Genomic DNA, 25,458 nt, shown 5'->3' with positions numbered 1-25,458 from the left:
CATGGCAGATAAGAAATTCTTAGACAGCGTATATAATCTGAAATCCAGCACGGATTCCAAGCTACTTTATGGCGATTGGTCAGACAGTTACGACAACGAAGTTGGCTCAGAAGGCTATGCAACGCCCGGACGAATCGTAAACGCCTTGGTCCAATTTACAGACACAAATGCTTCCGTCCTTGATTATGGCTGCGGCACCGGACTTGCTGGGATTGCCCTTAAAGAAAGCGGTTTCAGTAACTTAACAGGCTGGGACATCACACCAGAAATGCTTGAGAAAGCCAAAGCAAAAGACATTTATGCCAACACCCAAGTCATTGCCGCAGATACTGATTTACCTGATGAGACTTCCGAATTTGATGTGATCGTATGCTGCGGAGTCATTGGAACCGGTGCTGCACCACCTTCTGTGTTCGATCAAATCATGCACGCCATAAAGTCAGGCGGGCTGTTTTGTTTTTCATACAATGATCACACGCTGGCTGAGATCGATTATACCAGTCGTCTATCGGATTGGGTAGATTGTGGCGCGGCCTCGCTTCTCTTCAAAGAACACGGGCCGCACCTTCCTGGAAAAGATATGGAATCAACAGTTTACGTGTTACGAAAAGCTTAGAATGCGGACAAGATTTGCTCCGTCACCCACGGGCCCGCTACATTTAGGTCACGCCTATTCCGCACTTCTTGCCTTTGATCATGCACGCAAACATAGTGGTGAATTTCTGCTTCGCATGGAAGACATTGATCAAAGCCGGGCCCGCCCACATTGGGAAGCACAGATTTATGATGATCTTCAATGGCTTGGCATATCTTGGGTCACCCCCGTGATGCGCCAATCTGATCATTTGCCACGCTATCAGGATGCAATCCGCAAGCTTCATAAGTTGGGGCTTGTCTATCCCTGCAGCTGCAATCGACGTGATATCGAGGCCGCGCTATGCGCCCCTCAGGAAGGCGTTAACCGTTTTGGGCCAGATGGTTTGATCTACCCTGGAACTTGCAAAAGCTTTCATACCCCAATGCCTGACAAGGCCGTTTTACGTTTGAACCTTGCAGCCGCTTTCGACCATTTAGCGAATGATCTTACTTTTCAAGAATTTGGAACCGATATGGACACCCAGCCGCAACACATTAATGTATCGCGAGAACTCATTGAAACTGCGGGAGATATCATAATTTCACGCAAGGATATGGGGACATCATACCACTTGTCTGTTGTCCTTGATGATGCCTTGCAAGGCATCACCGATGTCACCCGTGGAGAGGACCTTCTTGAGGCCACAGCCCTGCATGTTGTTCTGCAAAATCTGCTTGGGTTGCCCAGACCCCGATACCATCATCATCGCCTTATTCGTGACGAAGATGGTAAACGCCTGGCCAAACGTGACGATGCACGCGCGATCTCTCAATATCGCGACGCGGGCGCTACAGCTGCGGACATCCGAAAAATGGTCGGACTATAGCCTTATTCCGGCTGCATCAGCTCAATTTCTTCGCCATTTTGGACGCTGGTGTAAAAACAACTGCGACGGTTGGTATGACACGCAGGGCCCGTTTGCTTCACCAACACCAAAATGCAGTCCTGATCGCAATCAAATCGTAAATCGACAAGTTTCTGAGTGTTGCCAGAACTTTCGCCTTTAACCCAAAAACTTTGGCGCGACCGCGACCAATAGGTTACGTTTCCACTGTCCAATGTGCGCGTGATCGCCTCGGCGTTCATCCAAGCCAACATCAACACCTCAAGGCTGTCCGCATCTTGTGCGATCACGGGCAAAAGCCCCTGGTCATTAAACCGCAGTTTCTTTGGATCAAATTTCATTGCTGCCCCATTGCCTTTATGCGTTTGCCCCTTATGTAGTGAAGAACAATCCCGGGGAAAACCCGCTTTATCAGGAAGACACCATGTCCGGCGACAGCGATCTCATTAATCTTTATTCCGGCACGATTCTGGCTTTGGCTGCAGATATTCCGAATTTGGGAAAATTGGAAACCCCAGATGCAGAGGTCAAGAAACGCTCGCCGCTTTGTGGATCTACCGTGACAGTAACCGTGACGTTCCTTGACGGAAAAATCAGCGATTTTCGCCAGGACGTCAAAGCTTGCGCGCTTGGTCAATCCGCAGCATCTGTTATTGGCTCCACAGTAATAGGTTGTAATCAAATGGACATTACCCGCCTGAACTCTGAATTGACGGCGATGCTAAAGGAAAACGGCCCGGCGCCATCCGCCCCCTTTGAAGGGCTGGAAGCTTTGCGTCCTGCACGGGATTTTAAAAACCGGCACGCGTCGATCTTGCTTGTTGCCAATGCTTTGGCCGAGGCCTTTGACAGCCAGAAATAAAAAGCCGCCGCAACCCGGGGACACGGGCGCGGCGGCAGTGGTATCGCGCTGAAACCTGAGGGGGAAGAGGGTTCCCGGAGGCAAACAGGCAGTGTCTGACGAGCACATCAAATTGGGGACAAGATGTGTGGTGACAGCGAGATACAGGCAATAACTGTTTTGTTTTCGTGACTTACATCATCCCAGGTAAGACCAACGCCGTTCCCAACATCACGCATAACGCTGCTCCACCAATCAGGTCTTGAAGCAAAGTTGGGCCGGAATTCCGTACGACAGATTTAATATCTTTGATCATGCTGGTCTCCTACGTCGTTAATATTGGTTAATTTGTTGCCACTTTGTTCTCATTTTATTAACCACATGTAAAGAACAATATGAGAACATTGGTGAAAAATGTTCTCATCGGAACATCAAAACGCACTTAACCCACTGAAATCAAACGAACTGCCTGGTCGCGTCTCAGTAACCATAAAAGCATACGCGCAGCGATGCCGCGTTCTGAAACCAGTCTTGGATCGTCAGAAAGAAGCTTTCGCGCATCACTTTGCGCAATTTTCATCAAACCCGCCTGCCCCTCAAGATCTGCGACTCTGAACCGAGGTAAACCCGATTGTGCGGTTCCCAAAACATCACCAGCACCCCGCATTTCAAGGTCAATCTCAGACAGATAGAACCCATCATTACTTTCGCGCAACGCCTTCAAACGCTTCTCGCCCGTGGCAGACATCGGCGGTTGGAACATCAACAGACAAGTTGATTCTGCCTCACCACGGCCAACACGGCCGCGCAACTGGTGTAATTGTGCCAAACCAAAGCTTTCCGCCCGCTCAATCACCATGATGGACGCATTCGGCACGTCCACCCCAACTTCGATCACCGTCGTGGCGACAAGGATTCGGCTGCGCCCAGCAATGAAATTCGCCATTGCTGTGTCCTTGTCGTCGCTGGGCATTTGCCCATGTACAAGCCCGACAACCCCATCGTCAAAAATAGCCCGAAGCGCTTTGAAACGTTCCTCAGCGGCCGTTAGATCAAGGCTTTCACTTTCCTCAACAAGGGGGCAGACCCAATAGGCTTGCCGCCCTTCCGCCACGGCTTTCTTTAGGTGATCAACAACTTCGTCGATCCGGCCCTGACTGACAAGCACAGTCTTGATCGGCTTACGTCCAGGGGGTTTCTCGTCCAAAATCGACACGTCCATGTCACCATATTGGGCCAGAGACAAGGAACGCGGGATTGGGGTCGCGGTCATCACCAGAACATCAGCTCCAACACCTTTTTTGCCCAACTCTAGCCGTTGACGCACCCCAAATCGATGCTGTTCATCCACCACCGCGAGGCGAAGGCCAGAAAACACAACGTCCTTCTGAAACACAGCATGTGTGCCGGTCAAAATGTGAATTTCACCCGCAGCAAGTGCCGCGAGTTTCTCACGTCGCGTGACACCTTTATCCCGCCCTGTTAGGATCTCAAGCCGGATTCCGGCAAACTCAGCGAAGCCGCGCAACCCTTCATAATGTTGCTGCGCCAAAATCCCAGTTGGCGCCATCAAGACACCCTGCCCGCCTGCTTCAACGGCGACCAGTAACGCCATGAAAGCAACCAATGTTTTACCTGCGCCCACATCGCCCTGCAGCAAACGGTTCATTCGTTCGGGCCGTTCCATATCGGCAGAAATTTCAGCAATCGCACGCAATTGGGCGTTTGTTGGGGTATAAGGCAATTGGTTTCGCACGCGGGTTTGAAGAACCCCATCCCCACGATTGACGATACCTTTTTTGCCACGACTGTTCTCTCGTGCTAGGGCCAAGGTCAGCTGATGGGCGAATAATTCATCATAGGCCAAACGCAACCGTTCAGGTGACGATGGCGAGAAATCTTCAGCTGTTTCCGGCGCATGCGCCTTCGTCACCGCCGTTTTCCAAGACGGCCACGCTTCTTGTTTAAGGTAAAGCGGATCAATCCATTCACCCACGTCCGGCAGCAGCGCCAACGACGCCTGCGCCGCTTTGGATATCAACTTTTGATTGATGCCATCCGTCAAAGGATACAAGGGTTCAAATCGTGTGATATCAGAGGCGTCTTCGGCCGCGACAATAAAATCTGGATGCACGATTTGGATCATTGCATCAAAAAATTCAGCCTTACCCGACACAACCCTTATGGACCCTTCGGGCAAAACCTTTCGAATATAGTCACCACGCGCATGAAAAAATACCAGTTGAAAACTTTCATGCCCATCGGTCACTGTCACCCTGTAAGGGCGCGCGCGTGATGATGGGGCATGGTGTTCTTCCACAGTGACCTGCACTGTGATGACACCGGGAAGAGGCCCGTCCCGCAGCCCATCACGAATCCGGCGATCAATGACGGAATGGGGTAAGGTAAGCAAAAGATCCACGGGGTTTTCGACGCCTAACCGCGCGAAATTGGTGACTGATTTTGGTCCGACGCCTGGCAGGTTCCCCAAATCTGAGAACAGCGGAAATAGGGCTTCGGGGCGACCGCTCATCCTTGGCCGCTCAATACGATCCAAGCATCTTCATCGATGGTTTCCACGCCGAGATCCGCCGCTTTTTTGGCTTTGCTTCCAGCGCCAGGCCCTGCGATCAACAGATCCGTCTTGGCAGACACAGACCCGGAAACTTTCGCACCAAGGGTTTCGGCGCGTGCCTTTGCTTCAGCTCGGGTCATTTTTACAAGTGTGCCGGAAAACACCAATGTTTTCCCAGCGACCGCGCTGTCAGTCGTTGTGGGAGCAGCCACATCTTGAACAGTTAGCTCAGAAATAAGGCGGTCAATCAGGGCACGTTCGCGCGGTTCCGCAAATGCCTGCACCGCCGATGCGGCCATCACGGCACCAACACCGTCAATCGACAAAAGATCTATCAGCGCGTCACCATCTGGATTGCTTGCGCCGATCATTGCCTGTTCAAACGCACCCCAAGACCCATAATGTTGCGCCAACAGCTTGGACGCGCTTTCGCCAAGATGACGAACACCCAAAGCGAAAATCACGCGATTCAAAGGGATCATGCGTTTCTCATCAATGGCGTCGAACAGCTTATTCGCTGATTTTTCGCCCCACCCCTCGCGGTTTTTCAACTGCTGAAGGCCGCTGCCATATCGGGCACGCAGGGTGAAGATCTCGGAAGGCTCTGAAATCCAACCATCTTTCAGGAATTGCTCAACCTGTTTGGCCCCGAGGCCCTCAATATCAAACGCGGCACGCGACACAAAGTGTTTCAACCGTTCCACCGCTTGTGCCGGGCAAATCATGCCCCCGCTACATCGGCGCACCGCATCACCTTCTTCACGAATAGCTGGGCTGTTGCATTGCGGGCAAACCGTTGGAAAAGCGTAACTTTCGGAATTCTCGATACGTTTCGTCAAATCAACATCCGCGACTTTCGGGATCACATCCCCTGCCCGATACACTTGCACCAAGTCACCAACGCGAATGTCTTTTCCACCACGAATTTCACCGCCTTTACTGTCCAAGCCGCGAATATAGTCTTCGTTGTGTAGGGTCGCATTTGACACGACAACACCACCAACCGTCACAGGTTTCAAGCGTGCAACCGGCGAAAGTGCGCCGGTGCGCCCCACCTGAATGTCAATTTCTTCAAGCCGTGTCCACGCCAGCTCGGCCGCGAATTTATGTGCAATTGCCCAACGGGGTGTCGTAGATCGGAACCCCAAACGTTCCTGCAACGCAAGGTCATTGACCTTATAAACAACTCCATCGATATCATATCCCAACTCAGAACGCTGAGCTTCGATCACTCGGTAATGGTCAATCAGATCTTGCGGGGTGTCGCAAACCTGGGTCAAGGGGTTGGTCGAAAACCCAAGGTCTTTCAACCCCGAAATCGCCTGCATTTGCGTGGTGGCCAAAGGGGCTGACACCTCGCCCCACGCATATGCAAAGAACCGCAAAGGCCGCGATTTTGTGACGGCGCTGTCAAGTTGGCGCAGTGATCCTGCCGCCGCATTTCGCGGATTGGCAAATGGTTTGGCCCCTTCACTTTCTTGCCGCGCGTTGAGTTCAGCGAAATCGATGTGAGACATGTAGACCTCACCCCGCACTTCTAAAATCTCAGGCGCGTCAGTCAAGCGATGTGGAATATCAGAAATAACGCGTGCATTTGACGTTACATCTTCCCCAACAGCGCCATCACCACGTGTGGCAGCCTGCATTAAGATGCCATTTTCATAACGCAATGACAGTGACAAACCATCAATCTTAGGTTCAGCGGTATAGGTAATCTTTTCGGAGGAAAGGCCCAGAAATTTTCGTGTTCGGGCATCGAATTCAAATACATCTGCATCATCAAATGCATTTCCCAATGACAACATTGAAACCGCGTGGGTGATCTTCCCGAATTTTTCGCTGACGGGTGCCCCGACTTGCAGAGAAGGGCTATCATCGCGCATCAACTGCGGGAATTCGACTTCCAACGCGGCGTTTCGGCGCTTCAGCTGATCGTATTCTGCATCACTGAGATCAGGTTCATCATTCTGGTGATAGGCAATATTGGCACATCGCAGTCTTTCAGCAAGTGTCGCAAGCTCAAGCGAGACGGCATCTTCGTTCATATTTTTGATGTCAGTCATGGCTGGTTCTCCGCGCGTTTTCTCAGTGATAAAACGCTTATGCGGCTTCGTCCAGAGGCAGATGTGCACGAAATGTTCTTATCCACCCAAAAAATGAGCCCAGCAAAATGCTGAGCCCAAGTCCATCGTGGTCGTGACGTATATTCTATTGTCGGTGGTCGATTATGCCCCGACGGCAACCTGATCGGCAGCAAGATCGACCGGTTCAGGATCGCGCAATACATAGCCACGCCCCCAAACGGTTTCGATATAATTTTCCCCATCCGTTGCTTCTGTAAGCTTTTTACGCAACTTACAAATAAAGACATCGATGATCTTCAACTCTGGTTCATCCATGCCGCCGTATGATGATTAAGGAACATTTCTTTGGTCAATGTCGTTCCTTTTCGCAGACTCAGCAGTTCCAACATTTGATATTCTTTACCCGTCAGGTGCACTGTTTTTCCAGCAACATCGACCGTCTTCGCATCAAGATTGACCGCGATGCGGCCCGTCTTAAGGATAGACTGACTGTGGCCTTTTGAACGGCGGATGACTGCATGAATTCGCGCAACCAATTCTTCCCGATGAAACGGTTTTGTCAGATAGTCGTCTGCACCAAATCCAAAGCCTTTGATCTTATTTTCCGTATCATCGGCCCCAGACAAAATAAGAATCGGTGTTTCAACCCGCGCCAGCCGCAACTGGCGAAGCACTTCATGACCGTTCATATCTGGCAAATTCAAGTCAAGAAGGATCAAATCGTAATCATAAAGCTTGGCTAAATCGATCCCTTCTTCCCCCAAATCCGTGCAATACACATTGAGGTTGGCATGTGTGAGCATCAACTCAATGCTTTTAGATGTGGTGGGGTCGTCTTCCACTAATAGTACCCGCATGTATAAATCTCCGCTTACTGTCCCTACGCTGCGTTAACCTTGAGCAAAAATGGTTAATCGCGCGTTACCAATATGAAGATTTATATCAACTCTCCTTAAGGTTGTCTATATTGTTGTAATGCAGTTGCTTTCAAAGCGCCCTCACCGTGCTTTTTAATAGCATTTTCCCATGATTTATATTCCTCATCGGACAGGCCATAGCGTTCCAACGCATCCTTCAGAGAAATCAACCCGTAGATGACTGACTTAACAACAATCGCTTTGCGACTGGCCACCCATCGCGTGGTATCTGCTGGCGGCAGATCAGCCCGAGACAATACAGACCCATCCGGCAAGGTGATGGCACGCGGGCCATCGACTTTTTTCAAGAACATAACGTCACCCCAATTCTAAACTGACCCAACAATCCCCCCATTCCCTTAAAGTAAAGTGAAGCCCTCCCCTTGTTAGTCGTTCTAATTTTCATATATTCCGCAAGGATCATCGGAGCGCATCATGACCACCACAAAACTTAATTCTCTCGGTTTCGCAAAACCACCCTCAGAAACCCGCGTTGTCGTGGCGATGTCAGGCGGCGTTGACAGCTCTGTTGTGGCGGCTCAACTGGCTGAGGAAGGCTATGACGTGATCGGCGTGACGCTTCAGTTATATGACCATGGCGCGGCTTTGGCCAAGAAAGGTGCCTGTTGCGCAGGGATCGACATTCACGACGCGCGCCGCGTGGCCGAAGAAATGAATTTCCCGCATTATGTGCTGGATTATGAGAACATCTTTCAGGAAGCCGTGATTGACGAATTCGCCGACAGCTATCTTGCGGGTGCAACCCCCGTGCCCTGTATCCGTTGCAATGAACGTGTGAAGTTCAAAGACCTGCTGGGCACCGCGCGCGACCTGAACGCCGACTGCATGGCGACGGGACACTATATACAACGTTTCGACGGCGCGAACGGATCAGAGCTGCATTCAGCGACCGACGCCAACCGCGACCAAAGCTACTTCCTGTTCTCAACCACCCCTGAACAGCTTGATTACCTGCGCTTCCCGTTGGGTCATCTGGCAAGCAAAGCCGAGACCCGCGCGCTTGCGTCCAAATACGGTCTGTCCGTGGCGGATAAGCCTGACAGCCAGGACATTTGTTTCGTGCCGGATGGCAATTATGCTGGCGTGATTGAGAAACTGCGCCCCGGTGCTGCCGAACCTGGCGAAATCGTCGATACTGAAGGCAATGTTCTAGGCGAACATCGCGGTGTGTTGCATTATACAGTCGGCCAACGGCGTGGCCTTGGCATTGGCGGCCTAGAGACACCGCTTTACGTGGTGAAGCTGGATGTGGATGCGCGTCAGGTGATTGTCGGGCCGAAAGAACTGCTGGCCACCCGCATCATTCCCGTGCGCGAGATCAATTGGCTGGGCGATGAGGCCTTTGATGCGCAAAAAGAATATCACATCAGCGTTAAAGTCCGCTCCACCCGCCCTCCGCGCGAAGCGATCGTGCGGCCTTTGTCAGCGACAACAGCCGAGGTCGAACTGCTGACCCCGGAAGAAGGTGTGTCCCCAGGGCAAGCCTGTGTGTTTTATGATCCGAACAGCACGCGTATCTTTGGCGGCGGCTGGATTTGGCGGGGCCAATAAACAGTCAATGTAGTCACGATGGTTGCAAGTATGAACCGAAGCCAATTTAGATGTGCTTACAGCTTCGGATCCATTCGTGTCGCTGCCACGCATCGAGTGGATAGTCCTTCAACCATTCAACACATCTATCCTTGATGATTTTCTCAATATTACGTCGATTTGCGGTTGGCCAATAATATTGAACTTCACTGTATCCCAAATCGACGGCAGCATAGTGAAGAGCGTAAAAGTCATATATCGTTTCAGACTGTTCATCATGTTGGTACAGTTCGGCAAGCTTAAACAAAGTGGTCGCGCTGCTGGTTACGCCTTGCATAAATCTCTGAACATACCCTGTAGCGATAATTTCAAGAGCCTCCGCCTCCGACGAAATTCGAGGCAAATTGAGGTCAGCTTGGATACGATCAAGAAGATCGTTCATCTCAAACGTGTTAAAAGGCTTGATCTCCCCCAAAAGTATATTCAAATGCGGGCTATCAAAGCCTGATAACACCATATTTTCAGCCCAATTGACCAAATCATCATTGGCACCAGCATTAAGATACCTACGCGCAAAAACTTCTGATGTGAAAAGCTCCAACGTTTGAACTGCCTCGTTTTCTGCGCGTTGGTCTGGAACGGCAACCGAACTTTTATTTGAAACATCATACGTAATTTGGGCCAACACCGATCTTGCCGCCCTTAACCCCGGTGCTTCTGCACCTCGCCCCAAACGCTCCATTGTCACAGACATGGCATCTTGTTGAGAAGTTGGGTCTTTCAGCAGGGCTTCAACGGCGGAGATGATCTGTGTGGCGATGCAATTCTCGCCCAGAAATTCGGGTACAGTGCGTGTTTCAGACACAAGGTTCACAAGCGTCACCGTGTCGATTTTCAGCATGCGTTTGATCAGCCTGCGCGACAGCCAGTTCATGTCATAGGCTATGACCATGGGCGTGTTATTGGCAGCAAGTTCCAGCGACACCGTGCCCGAGGCCGCAAGGGCCAGATCGGCACGGGCGAAGGCGGCGCGTTTTGCGGTTTTGTTGCTGGGATCAATGATCAGAGGTGCGGCACCGATGGGCCAAGCCTCGGTCTCGCAATAGATCAGATCGCTGACAGGGCCAGGGGCCGCAGGCAGGATAAAACGCATATTTGGGTGGTCTGCGTGCAAGGCTTCGGCCACGCCGCGCAAGACCGGCAACATGCGCGTCACCTCGCCCATGCGTGAACCAGGAAGCAGCAGCATGATCTTCTGATCCGCTGTGATATGGTGATTTTGCGTGAATTCCGCGATCTCATCCGCGGTCGCCAAAGCTTCCGCCACAACCGGGTGACCAACGAAATCACACGTCATACCGACCGCCTGCATGTAAGGCGGCTCGAACGGCAAAAGCGCAAGCACATGATCAATGACTTTCGCCATTTTCACAGCCCGCTTTTCGCGCCAGGCCCAAACCGAAGGCGCAACATAATGCACGGTCGGGATGTTTGACGCGGCCTTGACGATTTTCGCCACACGCAGGCAGAAATCCGGGCTGTCAATTGTGATCATCACATCGGGTTTCAAGGCCAAAGCGGCCTGGGCGGTTTCGCGGATACGACGTTTCAAATGGAAATATTTCGGGGCGACCTCAGCGATTCCCATGATCGACAGTTCATGTATGGGAAACTGGCTGACCAGCCCTTGCGCGGCCATCAATTCACCGCCAACTCCGTGAAATTCGATCTCCGGCACAAGTGTTTGAAGGCCTTCCATCAAGGCAGCACCCAGCTTATCGCCAGAGGCCTCGCCCGCGATGAGAAAGACCTTCATTCGCTGGCCTCGCGCACCCAAAGGAACATGCGGCACAGATCTGCCGCTTGGATCACACCTTCAAGGTTGGGCACCATCACGCCACCCGCCTCAATCACGATGCCTGCAAGTCCCGCTTCAGCAGCAGCAGAGACCGTGTTGACCCCAATCACCGGCAAATCGACACGCCGATCTTGACCGGGTTTTGGGGCCTTATAAAGGATGCCACCGGGCACAATCTTTGGATCGAGTTCAGGCAGGCGGCTGTCTGGGATTGGATCGCCTAAGCTGACAACATCCATAATTTCATCAAGGAAGGTTTTCTCATGCTCGACCGGCGTGGCCAGCAAAGATCGCAACATCCAGTCCGTACCCGGCTGGGCCTCAATCGCTTGGGCTTGACCGCGCGCAACCACGCAGCTTTGCCCGACATCCGCAGCCCCCATCGCGGCAACAATCACTTGGCCACGCGCCGCATCTTTCTTGTGATGATCGGTGGGCTGGGCTTTGGTGGCAATCCCCGCATTGGGCAGCAAAGCAGGCAAAACCTCATGGGCGCCATGCAGTTTGAATCCGGTTTTCTCAAAGATATCAAGGACTGCACGCAAAGCACCGTCGTCGCCGGCCTGCATGGCCTGCATGATCACGGGCACAAGCGGCATGGTTTGTGCGTCAATCTTTGATGGATCCAAGGCTGGCCGTGCAACTGATCCGGCAAAACAGACATCTGTAACGCCTGCATCGCCCAAAGCGACCAAAAACGAGCCGAGGGTTTCGACGCGGAAGCTGAGATCAACCTCCAACGCATCCGGCGCAAAGCCTTCCATGGCAGCGATCAGGGGTTTTTGGCCCTGATCCATCAAATGCGCAGCCAAAAGCCACGGCAGATCACCCTGCCCTGCAATGATCGCAAACATCGCCTACTCCGGTGTTAGGAAGGAACGGTCAGAATTTCCGGTGACAAAAGCCACGATGTCCTGAACATATTCACTGTCGCTTTCGTCGCCCAAACGGCGTGTGCGATCTTGGAATGTGCCGTCGCCCTGGGCCAGCATCTGATAGGCCGCACGCAAAGCTGTGATATCCGCGCGTGCGATACCCTTGCGTTTCAATCCGACAAGGTTGAGCCCGTGCAAATGCCCACGTGGGGCCTGAACCAGACCATAAGGGATCACATCATTGGTCACCATCGACACAGCGCCAATAATCGCACCTTTTCCGATGCGCACCCATTGATGCACCCCGGACAACCCACCAATGATAACGTCATTCTCAATCACACAATGCCCGGCAACCGACGCATTGTTGACCAAGATCACATTGTTCCCGATCTGCACATCATGGGCCACGTGACAATTCGCCATAAACAAACCGTCATCGCCGACACGCGTCACGCCACCACCACCTTCGGTGCCAGTATTCATGGTCACGCCTTCGCGAATACGATTGCGATCACCAATGATCAAAGTGCTGTCTTCGCCGCCGAACTTCAGATCTTGTGGTACCTCGCCGATCGACGCAAAAGGGAAAACCTCATTGTCTTCCCCAAGCGTCGTATGGCCAGTCACCACCACATGGCTGCGCAGTTCACTGCGGGCGCCAATCGTTACATTGGCCCCCACGGTGCAAAACGGACCAATTTTTGCGCCGTCCCCAATCACAGCCCCATCTTCAACGAGGGACATTGGATGGATCACAGCACTTTGCGCGATGCTCATTTAGCTTCGTCCAACAGATCAATCATGGCCGCGAATTCAGCTGAACAAACGACCTTGCCGTCCACTTTACCATCGGCACGGAATTTCCAGATTTTTGTACCTGCGCGGATCACTTCCACATGCAGTTCAAGCACGTCGCCTGGGACAACCTTGCCGCGGAACTTACATTTATCAACGGACATGAAGTACACCAGCAGGTCACGATCTATCAGATCCAAGGTCACACCGACCATGACAGCCGCAGTTTGCGCCATGGATTCGATGATTGTCACGCCAGGCATGATCGGCGCACCAGGGAAGTGCCCTTGAAAATGCGGTTCGTTACAGGTGACATTCTTAATGCCCACAGCACTTTCGCTTGGCACAATGTCACGTACTTTGTCGATCAGAAGAAACGGGTAACGATGCGGAATAATCCGCTGAATGATATCTAGATCGGCTTCAGTAATCTTGTCGGACATTGGTTTTCCTTATTTTGTAGTATCCTGTATCTCAGGGTTACCCGTGAATACCCTGTCCGACACGGGCAAACAAGTTACCAATGGGAATGCACTGCAAAATACTGAAAAATGCGCTTATTCCTGCGCGGGGGTAACTGGGGCTGGTTCCGCAGGCGTCGGCGAAAACATTTCGGGAATTTGCCCATCAGGGTAAGTCGTATCAATCAACCCGATCACATCAACAGTGATATCAATGTTCTCGACCGCCAAAATCACACTGCGCCGATCAATGACAGCCAATCCCCCCCGTGAACGCGTGACATGCGCCACCAAAGGAAGAGCCAAAGCAAAAAAAGCTTTCTGCACATCTTCCCGTCGACGTACGAGATCGCGAAGCTTTTGATCTTGTTCGGCACGGATCCTCTGCACGCGAAGATCAAATGCTTGCGCCAAGACCGAAAACGCATCTTGGTCGGTTTCTTTGCGCAACTCAACGAGTTCCGTTTCCTCTGCAGACAAAGCATCGAAAATCTTCTGGTTTTCATTTTGAAGATCGGTGCGCTCAAGCGTCAACATCGCCTCAAGCGCCATGCCCAATCGGCTTTGGTTGTACAACTGGTCTTGTTCGATGGTCAGCAGACTGGCAATCGGTCGACCAGACTGTGCTGTAGATACCTGGGTGGACACCGATGGTGCGCCTGAGGGCACTGTATCCTGGGCCCATGACACATGGCTCCCCCAGCCAATCACAGCCAATGCGCCGATCATGGACCTCAAAGAGACCTGAAGACCGGGCAAAAACAAACTGCAGATGCCCGGAATATGTTCAGAAATTTTCATTTTAGAACTGTGTCGAGATCGTCAGATCGAAACTACGCGTGTCGTCGTTTGCAAACTCTTTTAACGGCTGAGAGAAGTTGAACCGTAGCGGCCCCAAAGGTGTCGTCCAGAAAACAGAGAAACCGACTGCGGCCCGCAGCTCAAAACTATCATCAATTGCGCCAGCAAGGTTGTCATCTAAGCCCCAGACAGATCCAGCGTCCACGAACAAGCCGCCGGTGATGCCGTATTCTTCTGGCAAGCCCAAGGGGAAATCGGTTTCCAAACGTGCGTAAACGTATTTATTGCCGCCCAGGTGATCACCCGCATCAAACGGGCCAATGCCGTTGCTTGAGAAGCCGCGCAATTGGCTGCTGGAATGCGTGAAACGGTCCAACACGGAACTGTTGGTATCGCTGAGGGAATGCTGTATCCCACCTTCCAAAATACCACGCACCGTGACTTCATTGTTCCAGACTTTGGCCTCAGCCCCCAACAGCGCGGTTGTGCGAATATACTTACTGTCGCCACCAAGCCCAGCGAATTTCTGACCAAAGCGCAAAACGACACCCGCGTCAGGATTTAGCCCAGTCCGCCGCGTGTCAAAACTGTAGTTATACCCAAGTGCGCTGGTGACTTGCGCGCCATTAGTCTGATCGTTTTGCAGAATTTGGCTGGCCGTATTGCTGACATTAAAGATCTTATTCTGCTCAAGAGAATAATAGACCTGTAACCGTCCGTTTGCCGACACAGGGAAGGTAAGCGACGGCGAAAAATTAATGCGGCGCGTATCAAATGTTGAATTGTTTGAATCCGTGGTCACATATCCCAGATCAAGACCGAAGGCCAAATCACGACCCAATAAGTTGGGTTCAACAAAACGAAACTTACCGGATTGACTGCTGGATGCTGTGTTTAGATCGACAGAAATCGTCTGTCCGCGCCCCAAGAAGTTGCGCTCTGAAAAACCAATGGCAAAGGACGCGCCACTGTCAGCAGAATAGCTTGCCCCGAAGCTGAGACTGCCGGTTGGTTGTTCTTCCACATCCACGTCAATCACGACCTGATCGGCAGATGACCCTTCGCGCGCGTTTACTTCTGCATTGCTAAAGTACCCAAGCGCGCGGACGCGCGCTGCTGATTCACGAATTTCACGTGGGTTAAAGGGATCCCCTTCAACCACGCGGAAACGGTTACGAACAACACGGTCCAAAGTGGTGTTGTTGCCTTCAATATCGATCCGCTCTACGAAAACACGTGGCCCACGTGTTAGTACAAATTCGACATCAAGGGTCAAATCTGCGTCGTTGCGTGTGACACGCGGCTCCACACGTAGGAAATCGATTTCCTCGCGGATGGCGAAACGTTCAAGGCGGGCAATGTTTTCTTCGATCAATGACGGCGCATAGACGGCACCAGACTTCATCCGCGTTTCGTCAAGGAATAGATCTGGGTCTGCCGATTCTAAATCAGAAACAACAGTCACCTCACCCACGCGAAACTGCTGACCTTCGCGCACATTGAAGGTCACCAAGAAACCGTCGCGTGCACGTACAAGTTCTGAGTTCACGGACAAGGTTTCAAAATCAACATATCCGCGGGACAAATAGAAATCGCGCAACACTTGTTTGTCGAATTCAATACGATCGGCAATAAAGCTGTCGGAACGGACCAAAGCGCGGAAAAATCCAGCTTGTTTCGTTTCAAGCACACGCCGCAAACGACGCTCAGAAAAGGCACGGTTGCCTACAAAGCTAAGGCGTTCGACCTCTACCACTTTGCCTTCAGTGATTTCAAAGACCAAATCAACGCGGTTGTTAGAACGGCGAATGATCCGGGGTTCCACCGTGGCTGCCAAACGGCCTGACGCGCTATAGGCTTCTGTGATTGATTGCGCGTCGGCTTCCGCAACCGCCGCACTGAACACGTGGCGCGGTCTGGATTGCAGCACAGTCAACAGGTCGTCGTCTTTCAGACGTCGGTTGCCTTCGATGCTGATACGGTTGATCGTCGGGAACTCAACCACATGAATAACAAGGCGCGAACCACTTGGTACGATCTCAACGCTTTCGAACAATCCGCTTGCAAGAATACGCTGATAGGCGTCATTCAGCTCAGCTGCCGATACGCTTTCCCCGCGTCCGATTCCAGCGTGGGACAAGATCGTTGCACCTTCAATGCGCTGATTGCCTTCGATCTCAACGGATGAGAAACGAAATTGCTGCGCGTAAGCCACATCGGGAACGAACACGGAAGCGGCTGATGTCAAAAGGAAAAAACCCAGTGTCGCAGGCAAAATTCGATCAGAAATAGGTGTCTTCTGGCCTGTGCCAGTGGTTTTGAAAAAGCAGCTCATCGGGTCCCCGTCCGTATTAAAAACTTAACACTGAGTACCCTCTGCAAATCCTCTTGTCAAAAGCCTGTGCCCTGCGAACGCAAGAATTCGCAAAGCACTCATTTTTCAGACATAAAAACCCTATTTACAGAGCAGATCATTGCCCAAAGCAAAGGTCATAACCAACAGCATAACCGTTAGGCCGATGCTCATCAAAATGCGCAGAGCCTTATCACTTGGTGGTTTGCCTGTGACAGCTTCCCAAGCAAAGAACACCAGATGTCCACCGTCCAGAACTGGGATTGGGAACAGATTTAAAAGCCCAACTGCGGTGGATAGCAGCGCAATAAAGCGAATGAAATCAGCAATACCCGCTTCTGCGAAGGCTGATACATTTTGCGCCATACCCACGGGGCCATTCAGATTACATGTACTGATTGTACCAAAAAAAATGTGGTACAGCCCCTCTAAGCTTCCGGAAATGATCGCCCAGGTTTGTTGCACAGCACCAGATGCACTTTCCCAAATCCCGGCCCCTTCTCTGGCAGGCGTAAACAGCACGCCACCGCTCAGGCCGATTTGCCAGCGTTTCTCAAAACTGCCATCCGCCAGTTGGTGATCGCGTTCACGTGCGGATAAAGTCACCTGAAGCGTCTCGCCCCCGCGCCATACATCCAACACAACAGGCTGCCCTTCTGACGCTAGGATAATATCACGCATTTGATCAAAACTGGCCACAGGTTGGCCATCTACGGCAGTGATAACATCATCGATCTGCATGCCTGCCGTTCGCGCGGCAGAACGCGCAGCAACCATGGATACCGCTGGGGGCGATGGATGTGGGGCCATCACGATGATCTCCTCATCACCCCGACCAACCGTATAAGGCAGCAATGAATCCTTCGGCAGCGCATCTATAAACGTCCGATACCCAACAGCGTCTTCAGGTGGGGTTTGATCGTTGATTTTCCGGATCTGGTCCCCAACCAAAAGCGACGTTTCAGCCTGAGGGTAAGCTCGTATTTCACCCACAGTCACCGGATCAACGGCTTTGCCCGAAAACATGAAAAACACAAAGAATACGATGATCGACAGGGCAAAGTTGAACATCGGACCCGCTGCAACGGTCGCCGCACGCGCCCAGAGAGGTGCGCCATGCATCGTGCGGCGCAGCTCGGCCTCATTCAGCCCTTCGAACGCTTCATCATCTTTGCCCGCCGAGGCCGCGTCAGCATCCCCTGCGAATTTCACAAAGCCGCCAAGCGGCAACAAAGCAATCTGCCATTGTGTTCCATGTTTGTCGGTCCGGGCAAAGATCACCGGGCCAAATCCAAGCGAAAACACATCGGCATGAATGCCTGACCAACGCCCGACAATGTAATGCCCATATTCATGGATCGCCACGATCACCGACAGGGCAATGATGAAGATCACAGCAGTCCAGACACCACCACCGAGGGCGTTAAAAAGCGACATTATTTCCAAGATACTTTCCTCGTATTCAGGCGATGCGCGCGCTGATGACATCAGCTGCAAATTTCTGGGCAAGTTGATCCGTCACGCGGATATTCTCAAGGGTGAGATCACCCATGTTATGTTCATTATTTCGTGAAAGCGCGCTTAACACGTCTTCCACTATACCGGCCATATCCATAAATCCGCAGTGCCCAGCGATAAACGCATCAAGTGCGGCATCTTTGGCGGCCGTAAAGCCAGCACCGGTCAAACCGCCCGCCTGCATCACCTCGCGCGCCAAGCGCAAGGCAGGATAGCGATGATCACAGGCGTCACGGAATTCAAACTGACCAATGCGGGCGAAATCCAAACGTTCCACGGGCAGATATTTGCGTTCAGGCCAATGCAACGCAAAACCAATCGCGTGGCGCATATCAGCCGGGCCAACATGGGCCATCAACCCGCCATCGGCATAACCAATCATCGCATGGATCATGCTTTGCGGATGAATAAGCACTTCAATCTGGTCAGGCGAGAAGTCAAAAAACTCTTTAGCTTCAATAGTTTCCATGGATTTGTTAAACATAGAAGCGCTGTCAATCGTGATGCGCTGGCCCATATCCCAATTGGGATGGGATGACGCTTGCTTTAAGGTTGCGTCCTTCAGGTTTTCCAATGGCCAATCCCGAAAAGCCCCACCAGAGGCCGTGATGATCACACGTTCAACCGCGTCACGTGGCTCGCCAATAAGAGCTTGGAAAATCGCTGAATGTTCACTGTCGACAGGCAGGATCGTCGCGCCATATTTGGCCGCCTCAGCCATGATTAACGGTCCAGCCGAGACAAGGCTTTCCTTATTTGCCAAAGCCAACGTACCGCCATGACGCAAGGCGCGCAGCCCAGGGGCAAGCCCGGCAAGCCCGACGATTGCGCTCATGCACCAATCTGTGGGGCGATCCGCGGCATCAAGTAAGGCTTGGGTGCCCGCCGCACATTCGATCCCTGTTCCAGCCAGGGCATCACGCAGATTATCCAACTGATCATCAAAGGCCGTGACCGCGATATCCGCCTTTAAGTCGATGGCGTCACGTGCCAGCTGGCTGATATTTCGACCACCGGAAAGCGCAATAACATCATAAGCTTGCATGTCACGCTTAATCAAATCCACGGTGCTTTGCCCGATGGACCCCGTGACACCAAATATCGATATACGTCGCGACATTTGACTTAACCTTCGGCGATCAACTTGAAAATGGCGACAACGAAACCAACACCAATCATGGCATCGAAGCGGTCAAGGACACCTCCATGCCCGGGAATTAAGTCGGAGCTATCTTTCACGCCACAGCGTCGCTTTATGGCGCTTTGAATAATATCACCCATTTGCCCCGCAAAAGCGAGTACAGCAAACATCACCGACCACACCAAAAAGTTGTAATCGACGCCATATTGGAAAATAACAAAGAACATTCCAAAAAGTGCCGCACCAATCCAGCCCGCAATAGTTCCAGACCAAGTCTTCTTTGGGCTGATACGTGGCCAAAACTTCGGACCTCCGATCAAACGCCCCGCAAAGTAGCCAGAAACATCAGATATAATAACAATCCCAGCAAGGAGGAATACCCCCTCTGACAACCCGTTTGGATCATTGCGCACAATTGCAAAGGCCAAGCAACCTGCAGTGATCATAAAACCATATGCAAACAGGATCATGACATCAATCGGGCTGCCCAGACGTTTGCGGATCATCATCCAAAGTTCGCGCAGGCCGATCAACGCAATCATCAGCATCAGAATATCAAATGGAACGCCGCCAAACAGCGTCACAACAATACCCGCGACCAACATCACAACGGCAGAGATCACACGGGGTTTAAGGTCGTCCCATTTACTCATGTTTTTACGGCTCCAAAGCGACGGTCACGCCCGTCAAAACGTTGCAACACTTCGGCGAAGACATCACGGGTGAAATCCGGCCAAAGCGTGTCGATAAATTCATATTCCGCATAGGCCGATTGCCACAGTAGAAAATTCGAAATCCGTGCCTCACCCGAGGTGCGGATCACCAGATCAGGATCAGGTAAAACCGTTGTATCTAAATAGCTTGAAAGCGTCTCTTCATTCACTTTCTCAGCATCAAGATTGCCGGTTTTCACATCACGAGCGATGTCACGAATGGCGCGCGCAACCTCGTCGCGGCCACCGTAGTTGATGGCAATCGTCAGATTAACCGCAGTATTATCCTTGGTCAAATCTTCCAAATGATCCATCAAAGATTGAAGCTTTTTGTCCAACTTCACCCGGTCACCGATAAAGCGCACGCGCACATTTTTTTCGTGCAAAGCTTGGGTTTCACGCGTGATATAGCGGCGAAACAACATCATCAGGCCAGCAACTTCGGCTTGCGTGCGCTTCCAGTTTTCAGTCGAGAACGCAAATATCGTAAGGTATTTAACGCCAAAATCAGGGCAGCTTTCGACGATTTCACGTACGCGCTTGGCCCCAGCCCGATGGCCGAATAAGCGCGGTTTTCCACGCTGTGTCGCCCATCGACCGTTGCCATCCATAATTATCGCAACGTGATTGGCACCTGACACCTCACACGCCTGATCAGCAACATCATCCGTGTCGGCATTCTGCAATGGTTTAGACAAATGCGTCTCTTTTCACATTAAAACTTGGTCGGAATGACCACGCTTTGACGGGACACAGTTCAAACGGCCCGTCAAAGAAAAAGCAGGGTAACCCCCTGCTTTAAACGTTTTATACTTGCATAATTTCGGCTTGCTTCACTTCAAGCGCTGCATCGATAGCTGCGATCGACTTGTCGGTCAGTTCTTGAACTTCATCGGACCAGATCTTGTGATCATCTTCAGACAGACCATCGTTTTTGGCCTTTTTCAGCTGATCCATGCCATCACGACGCACATTGCGCACGGAAACCCGTGCGTTTTCCGCGTAGGTGCCAGCAACTTTAGTAAGGTCGCGGCGGCGATCTTCGGTCAATTCCGGGATGGGCAACATGATGATCGTGCCATTTAACTGCGGGTTAATGCCAAGGCCACTTTCGCGGATCGCTTTTTCAGCAGGTCCAACAAGGGCTTTGTCCCAAACATTCAAAGTGACCATGCGTGGTTCTGGCACGTTCACCGTGCCGATTTGGTTTACTGGTGTGCGCGATCCATAGGCATCGACCATCACAGGTTCCAGCATGGTCGCAGATGCGCGCCCGGTGCGCAAAGATGCAAATTCAGTTTTCAATGACCCCATAGCGCCATCCATACGGCGTTGCAGATCGTCGGTATCAAGCATGAAATCGTCGGACATAATCAGTCTCTCTTTGTTTTTTGGCCTGTTGCTCACATGATAAACGAGCTGCCCGACGCGCCAAACGCACCGAGCTTTTCCTATATATAACGTTAACTGTGCACGCGTGTATAGGTGCCTTCGCCTTCAAGAATGCCTCGGAACCCGCCTGGTTCATCCAATGAGAACACGATGATCGGCAAGTCATTGTCACGTGCCAAGGCAATCGCAGAGGCATCCATCACGCCGAGATGCTTTTGCAGGACCTCGTCATAGGATACATAATCATAACGCACGGCATCCGCATGTTTTGCAGGGTCTTTATCATAAACACCATCCACTTTCGTGCCCTTAAAGATCGCCTCACAGCGCATCTCATTGGCGCGCAGAGTCGCGGCAGTGTCGGTTGTGAAATATGGGTTGCCCGTGCCGGCGGCAAAGATACAAACCCGTTTCTTTTCAAGGTGGCGCACGGCGCGGCGGCGAATATAGGGTTCACAGATCTGATCCATAGGAATCGCCGAAATCACACGCGAATGAATGCCGAGGCTTTCCAAAGCGCCCTGCATCGCCAGCGCGTTCATCACGGTCGCCAGCATGCCCATGTAATCCGCAGTTGTGCGTTCCATCCCCTGGGCTGAACCTTGCAGACCCCGGAAAATATTCCCGCCACCGATCACCATGCAAACTTCTACGCCCATGGCTTGAACGGTTTGCACTTCGCGCGCGATGCGTTCAACGGTTGGCGGGTGCAGGCCAAAGCCCTGATCGCCCATCAATGCCTCGCCGGAGATTTTCAACATCACCCGCTTGAACTTTGATTTCTCTTGAATTTCCGCAGTTTCGGCTTGCGGCGCGCTTTGGTTGTCACCTGACATCTGGTGTCTCCCGGTTGTGGCACAATCTGCGCGCAAAGGCTGCGCATCTGTGAGGCATCTGTTTTGGAACTGACTTAAAATGTCAGACCTCGCGCCTGGATACAACCGCCAAGGCGCCTTCTCGGCGTAAGTTTGCAGCTTTTTTCCACGCGATTTTCAAAAGGCTGGTTTGACCTTGCTTCTGTCCGCCCCTAAACCCTTCCTTATGCGTGATCTTGCCTTTGACATTCCCAATGACCAACCCGTCCTGATTGCCGGCCCAACCGCGTCAGGTAAATCCGCCTTGGCGCTTGAGATTGTAGCCCGTGGTGGCGGCGTCATCATCAATGCGGACGCGCTACAGGTATATAGTGGCTGGCGTATTCTGACGGCGCGCCCATCCGCCGCGGAAGAAAACCAAGCCCCGCACCACTTATATGGGCATGTTCCCTTTACGCAGGATTATTCTGTCGGCGCTTGGTTGCGCGATGTCACGCCGTTCTTGGCGCAAGACCGACCACGCCCTGTTATCGTTGGCGGCACGGGCCTTTATTTCCGCGCGCTTGTTGAAGGCTTGGCCGAGATCCCTGCGACTCCCGACGATATACGTGCGCGCGGCAATGCGTTTCGCCAGACACGGCCCTTGTCGGATATGATTGATGAAATCGACGCCCCGTCTTGTGATCGCATTGATCTACAAAACCCGATCCGGGTTCAACGCGCTTGGGAAGTGTTGCAATCAACCGGTCGCGGCATTGCGGCTTGGCAAGATGACACGCCCCCGCCTTTGCTGCCCCTGCAGAACGCTGTGCCAATTGTGATGAACACGGATGTGGATTGGCTGAATACACGCATCGAGAAACGATTTGACCAAATGTTAGAGGGTGGCGCGATCGAAGAAGCACAATCCATGATGCCCCATTGGGATCAAGAATTGCTGTCCTCAAAAGCCATCGGCGCACCTGAACTGATTTCTTATCTTCGCGGCGATATGACCTTGGCGCAGGCCCGAGATGCTGCGGTTATCGCATCACGGCAATATGCCAAGCGCCAACGCACTTGGTTTAGAAAACGCATGTCTGATTGGAATCCGGTCAATCTACCGACGTGATGACTTCATGATCTGCTGCGCAGGTGATTCTGTAGTGTAAAATATAGGGATCCCACTGTATTATTGGGCGTGATTGCGCAAATTCTTCCGCTGCGACAGAAAATTTCACAAAAACCCACTACCTGCCGAGCCCGCCGCGTAGCAAGGCACCGCGAAAACCTTGAAATCAGGGGCGTGTCGCTTTTTTGATCGATAAATGTCGCAAACAGCCCTTCTTATGCCGAATGTAAACATTGACCCCGGGGGATTTCTGGTGCCGAATGGCAAAGTAACAATATTAGTCTGCTTGCTGCCGCATTCAAAAAGAGCCCGCCTACCAGGGCCTGTCAGATCTCAGGAAGATCCTAACTGATCCACGCAAAACGGATCAACGGCAAAGCGACTTTGATAAATAACGTGTCACAGGGAGAAAACGATGACGCTTAACACCACAACTTCAAACAAGATGCATCCGGCTGCGGATATGTATGCGAAGGAATTTACTGAGGGCAAACTTAGCCGCCGTGAATTTCTGACCCGCTCTACCGCACTTGGCGTAAGCGCAACTGCGGCTTACGGCCTGATCGGCGCGGTTGCTCCGTCTGAAGCCCTTGCGGATGGTCACATCAAACCTGGCGGCACGCTTCGTGTTCAAATGGAAGTGCGCGCACCAAAAGACACACGCACTGCCGACTGGTCAGAAATCGCGAACATGACCCGTGGCACGCTGGAATATCTCGTTGAATATAACAACGACGGTTCTTTCCGCGGCATGCTGCTGGACAGCTGGGAAGCAAATGAAGACGCGACTGTTTATACACTCAGTGTCCGTCAGGGCGTAAAATGGTCTGATGGTTCTGATTTCACCGCTGAAGATGTTGTGCGCAACATTGAACGTTGGTGTGACAAAGGTGTTGATGCGAACTCAATGGCGGGTCGTATGGCAACGCTTGTCGACGCTGACACTGGCAAAATGATCGAAGGTGCAGCTGTTGCATCCGACACGCACACTGTTGTCGTGACCATGCCACAGCCGGATATTTCTATCATTCCAGGTCTGTCTGACTATCCAGCAGCGGTTGTGCACAAAGATTACGATCCAGAAGCAGCAGCAGAAGATCTGATCGGCACAGGTCCATATAAGATCACCGGAATCGAAGTTGGCGTTAAAGGCCGCATTGAACGCACTGGCATGGACTGGTGGGGCACCGCTGTTTATGGTGGTCCATATCTGGATGCGATCGAATATATCGATTACGGCACAGAGCCAGCTGCATATCTGTCCGCCATGGAAGGCGAAGAAGTCGACATGTTGCACCGTTCTGAAGGTGAATACATTGAGATTCTCGACAGCCTTGATTTCGTGAAATCCCAAGTGACCACCGCTGCGACCGTTGTTGTGCGTGCAAACCAACTTGCTGAAGTTGACGGCGTTAAGCCTTATGCTGACGTACGTGTGCGCAAGGCGCTGCAAATGGCAGTGAACAACGCGACCTGTCTTCAGCTTGGCCTGAACGGCAATGGTGAAGTTGCTGAAAACCACCACGTGTCCCCTGTTCACCCTGAATATGCACCGCTGCCTCCACAAGTTGTTGACGCTGCTGCCGCCAAAGCTTTGATGGAAGAAGCTGGCATGGGTGACTATGAGCACGAGCTGATTTCAATCGACAGCGGCTATCGTTCAGATACCTGTGACACAGTTTCTGCGCAGCTCAATGATGCTGGCATCCCTTGTAAACGCACTGTTTTGCCTGGTTCTACCTTCTGGAACGACTGGACAAAATATCCGTTCTCACTGACCAACTGGAACCACCGTCCACTTGGCGTGCAAATTCACGCTTTGGCATACCGTTCCGGTGAGGCTTGGAATGAATTTGGCTGGGCGAATGAAGAATTCGACGCCCTTCTGACAGAAGCTCTGTCTTTGGCAGATGCCGATCAACGTCGTGAAGTTATGGCGAAGATGGAAGCACTGATCCAAGAAGAAGCCGTGACCATTCAGCCATACTGGCGCAACCTGTATCGTCACACCATCGAAGGTCTGCACGGCACCGAAGCGCACATTGGCTTTGAACACCATCACTACAAATGGGGCTTTTCAGCCTAATCCCTAACGGGGAATAATAAACGGGGCTGCATCGCGGCCCCGTTTTGCCACATGGTTACAGACAGATTCACATAGAATTGTCGCAAC

Annotated in this window: 23 protein-coding genes and 1 pseudogene; 6 read left to right on the top strand and 18 right to left on the bottom strand. The window is 52.0% G+C overall.

From position 1 onward, the window contains the following. The first annotated feature begins 1 nt into the window (after position 1). On the top strand, positions 2 to 616 hold the full coding sequence (locus tag RJ38_RS04340) for a class I SAM-dependent DNA methyltransferase (RefSeq protein WP_039017666.1): 615 nt from the start codon (positions 2 to 4) through the stop codon (positions 614 to 616). A 1-nt stretch (position 617) separates the two neighbouring features. Next, complete coding sequence (gluQRS, locus tag RJ38_RS04335; protein ID WP_039017665.1) at positions 618 to 1,463, top strand: tRNA glutamyl-Q(34) synthetase GluQRS; 846 nt, start codon at positions 618 to 620, stop codon at positions 1,461 to 1,463. A 2-nt stretch (positions 1,464 to 1,465) separates the two neighbouring features. Here the strand turns inward: gluQRS and hisI are convergent, their stop codons facing one another. Then, positions 1,466 to 1,822, bottom strand: coding sequence for a phosphoribosyl-AMP cyclohydrolase (hisI, locus tag RJ38_RS04330; protein WP_039017664.1), 357 nt, complete (start codon positions 1,820 to 1,822; stop codon positions 1,466 to 1,468). 83 nt (positions 1,823 to 1,905) lie between these two features. On the opposite strand from hisI, the gene RJ38_RS04325 reads away from it, so the two are divergent. Continuing rightward, complete coding sequence (locus RJ38_RS04325; RefSeq protein WP_039017710.1) at positions 1,906 to 2,343, top strand: iron-sulfur cluster assembly scaffold protein; 438 nt, start codon at positions 1,906 to 1,908, stop codon at positions 2,341 to 2,343. Positions 2,344 to 2,515: 172 nt separating this feature from the next. Here RJ38_RS04325 and RJ38_RS19385 read toward each other — a convergent pair whose 3' ends face one another. The 5 genes and pseudogenes from RJ38_RS19385 to sciP form a co-directional block, all read right to left on the bottom strand. After that, positions 2,516 to 2,638, bottom strand: a complete 123-nt coding sequence (locus RJ38_RS19385; RefSeq protein ID WP_272945934.1) for a hypothetical protein — start codon at positions 2,636 to 2,638, stop codon at positions 2,516 to 2,518. Between the two features lie 126 nt (positions 2,639 to 2,764). Next, positions 2,765 to 4,855 carry an ATP-dependent DNA helicase RecG gene (gene recG, locus RJ38_RS04320; RefSeq protein WP_039017663.1) on the bottom strand — a complete coding sequence of 697 codons (2,091 nt, stop codon included), beginning with the start codon at positions 4,853 to 4,855 and terminating at the stop codon, positions 2,765 to 2,767. Next, positions 4,852 to 6,960, bottom strand: a complete 2,109-nt coding sequence (gene ligA / locus RJ38_RS04315; protein WP_039017662.1) for an NAD-dependent DNA ligase LigA — start codon at positions 6,958 to 6,960, stop codon at positions 4,852 to 4,854. The genes recG and ligA overlap by 4 nt, the downstream gene beginning before the upstream one ends. A 162-nt stretch (positions 6,961 to 7,122) precedes the next feature. Continuing rightward, positions 7,123 to 7,838, bottom strand: a pseudogene (gene ctrA / locus RJ38_RS04305) (response regulator transcription factor CtrA). A 95-nt stretch (positions 7,839 to 7,933) separates the two neighbouring features. Further along, positions 7,934 to 8,212: a CtrA inhibitor SciP gene (gene sciP, locus RJ38_RS04300; protein WP_039017660.1), complete on the bottom strand. Its 279-nt coding sequence runs from the start codon at positions 8,210 to 8,212 to the stop codon at positions 7,934 to 7,936. Between the two features lie 121 nt (positions 8,213 to 8,333). Between sciP and mnmA the strand changes: the two genes are divergently transcribed. Continuing rightward, positions 8,334 to 9,470, top strand: a complete 1,137-nt coding sequence (mnmA, locus tag RJ38_RS04295) for a tRNA 2-thiouridine(34) synthase MnmA (protein ID WP_039017659.1) — start codon at positions 8,334 to 8,336, stop codon at positions 9,468 to 9,470. 46 nt (positions 9,471 to 9,516) lie between these two features. Here mnmA and lpxB read toward each other — a convergent pair whose 3' ends face one another. The 12 genes from lpxB to pyrH form a co-directional block, all read right to left on the bottom strand. Next, on the bottom strand, positions 9,517 to 11,265 hold the full coding sequence (lpxB, locus tag RJ38_RS04290) for a lipid-A-disaccharide synthase (protein ID WP_082005627.1): 1,749 nt from the start codon (positions 11,263 to 11,265) through the stop codon (positions 9,517 to 9,519). Continuing rightward, positions 11,262 to 12,161, bottom strand: a complete 900-nt coding sequence (locus RJ38_RS04285; RefSeq protein WP_039017658.1) for an LpxI family protein — start codon at positions 12,159 to 12,161, stop codon at positions 11,262 to 11,264. The genes lpxB and RJ38_RS04285 overlap by 4 nt, the downstream gene beginning before the upstream one ends. Positions 12,162 to 12,164: 3 nt before the next feature. Continuing rightward, positions 12,165 to 12,962 (bottom strand): acyl-ACP--UDP-N-acetylglucosamine O-acyltransferase, encoded by a 798-nt coding sequence (gene lpxA, locus RJ38_RS04280; protein ID WP_039017657.1) that lies wholly within the window; start codon positions 12,960 to 12,962, stop codon positions 12,165 to 12,167. Continuing rightward, on the bottom strand, positions 12,959 to 13,423 hold the full coding sequence (fabZ, locus tag RJ38_RS04275) for a 3-hydroxyacyl-ACP dehydratase FabZ (RefSeq protein ID WP_039017656.1): 465 nt from the start codon (positions 13,421 to 13,423) through the stop codon (positions 12,959 to 12,961). Before fabZ ends, lpxA begins: the two co-directional genes overlap by 4 nt. A gap of 114 nt (positions 13,424 to 13,537) precedes the next feature. Continuing rightward, complete coding sequence (locus RJ38_RS18015) at positions 13,538 to 14,242, bottom strand: OmpH/Skp family outer membrane protein (RefSeq protein WP_052245192.1); 705 nt, start codon at positions 14,240 to 14,242, stop codon at positions 13,538 to 13,540. A 1-nt stretch (position 14,243) separates the two neighbouring features. Beyond that, positions 14,244 to 16,577 (bottom strand): outer membrane protein assembly factor BamA, encoded by a 2,334-nt coding sequence (gene bamA, locus RJ38_RS04265; RefSeq protein WP_052245191.1) that lies wholly within the window; start codon positions 16,575 to 16,577, stop codon positions 14,244 to 14,246. Between the two features lie 120 nt (positions 16,578 to 16,697). Then, positions 16,698 to 18,032 carry an RIP metalloprotease RseP gene (rseP, locus tag RJ38_RS04260; RefSeq protein ID WP_156121750.1) on the bottom strand — a complete coding sequence of 445 codons (1,335 nt, stop codon included), beginning with the start codon at positions 18,030 to 18,032 and terminating at the stop codon, positions 16,698 to 16,700. A 25-nt stretch (positions 18,033 to 18,057) separates the two neighbouring features. Continuing rightward, the gene (dxr, locus tag RJ38_RS04255; RefSeq protein ID WP_039017655.1) at positions 18,058 to 19,233 is read right to left on the bottom strand and encodes a 1-deoxy-D-xylulose-5-phosphate reductoisomerase; all 1,176 of its coding nucleotides are present in this window, start codon (positions 19,231 to 19,233) and stop codon (positions 18,058 to 18,060) included. Positions 19,234 to 19,238: 5 nt separating this feature from the next. Then, positions 19,239 to 19,907 (bottom strand): phosphatidate cytidylyltransferase, encoded by a 669-nt coding sequence (locus tag RJ38_RS04250; RefSeq protein WP_039017654.1) that lies wholly within the window; start codon positions 19,905 to 19,907, stop codon positions 19,239 to 19,241. After that, positions 19,904 to 20,653, bottom strand: a complete 750-nt coding sequence (locus RJ38_RS04245) for an isoprenyl transferase (RefSeq protein WP_272945935.1) — start codon at positions 20,651 to 20,653, stop codon at positions 19,904 to 19,906. Before RJ38_RS04245 ends, RJ38_RS04250 begins: the two co-directional genes overlap by 4 nt. Positions 20,654 to 20,774: 121 nt before the next feature. Next, positions 20,775 to 21,338 (bottom strand): ribosome recycling factor, encoded by a 564-nt coding sequence (frr, locus tag RJ38_RS04240; RefSeq protein WP_039017653.1) that lies wholly within the window; start codon positions 21,336 to 21,338, stop codon positions 20,775 to 20,777. A 92-nt stretch (positions 21,339 to 21,430) separates the two neighbouring features. After that, positions 21,431 to 22,120, bottom strand: coding sequence for a UMP kinase (pyrH, locus tag RJ38_RS04235; protein ID WP_052245197.1), 690 nt, complete (start codon positions 22,118 to 22,120; stop codon positions 21,431 to 21,433). Positions 22,121 to 22,400: 280 nt separating this feature from the next. Between pyrH and miaA the strand changes: the two genes are divergently transcribed. Together miaA and RJ38_RS04225 are read left to right on the top strand one after the other, a co-directional pair. Then, positions 22,401 to 23,285: a tRNA (adenosine(37)-N6)-dimethylallyltransferase MiaA gene (gene miaA, locus RJ38_RS04230; protein ID WP_039017652.1), complete on the top strand. Its 885-nt coding sequence runs from the start codon at positions 22,401 to 22,403 to the stop codon at positions 23,283 to 23,285. Positions 23,286 to 23,700: 415 nt separating this feature from the next. After that, positions 23,701 to 25,371, top strand: coding sequence for an ABC transporter substrate-binding protein (locus RJ38_RS04225; protein ID WP_039017651.1), 1,671 nt, complete (start codon positions 23,701 to 23,703; stop codon positions 25,369 to 25,371). Positions 25,372 to 25,458: the final 87 nt, after the last annotated feature.

The organism is Halocynthiibacter namhaensis (genome assembly GCF_000812685.1).
GTDB classification, from domain to species: domain Bacteria; phylum Pseudomonadota; class Alphaproteobacteria; order Rhodobacterales; family Rhodobacteraceae; genus Halocynthiibacter; species Halocynthiibacter namhaensis.
This window is presented reverse-complemented; position numbering and strand designations above follow the sequence as displayed.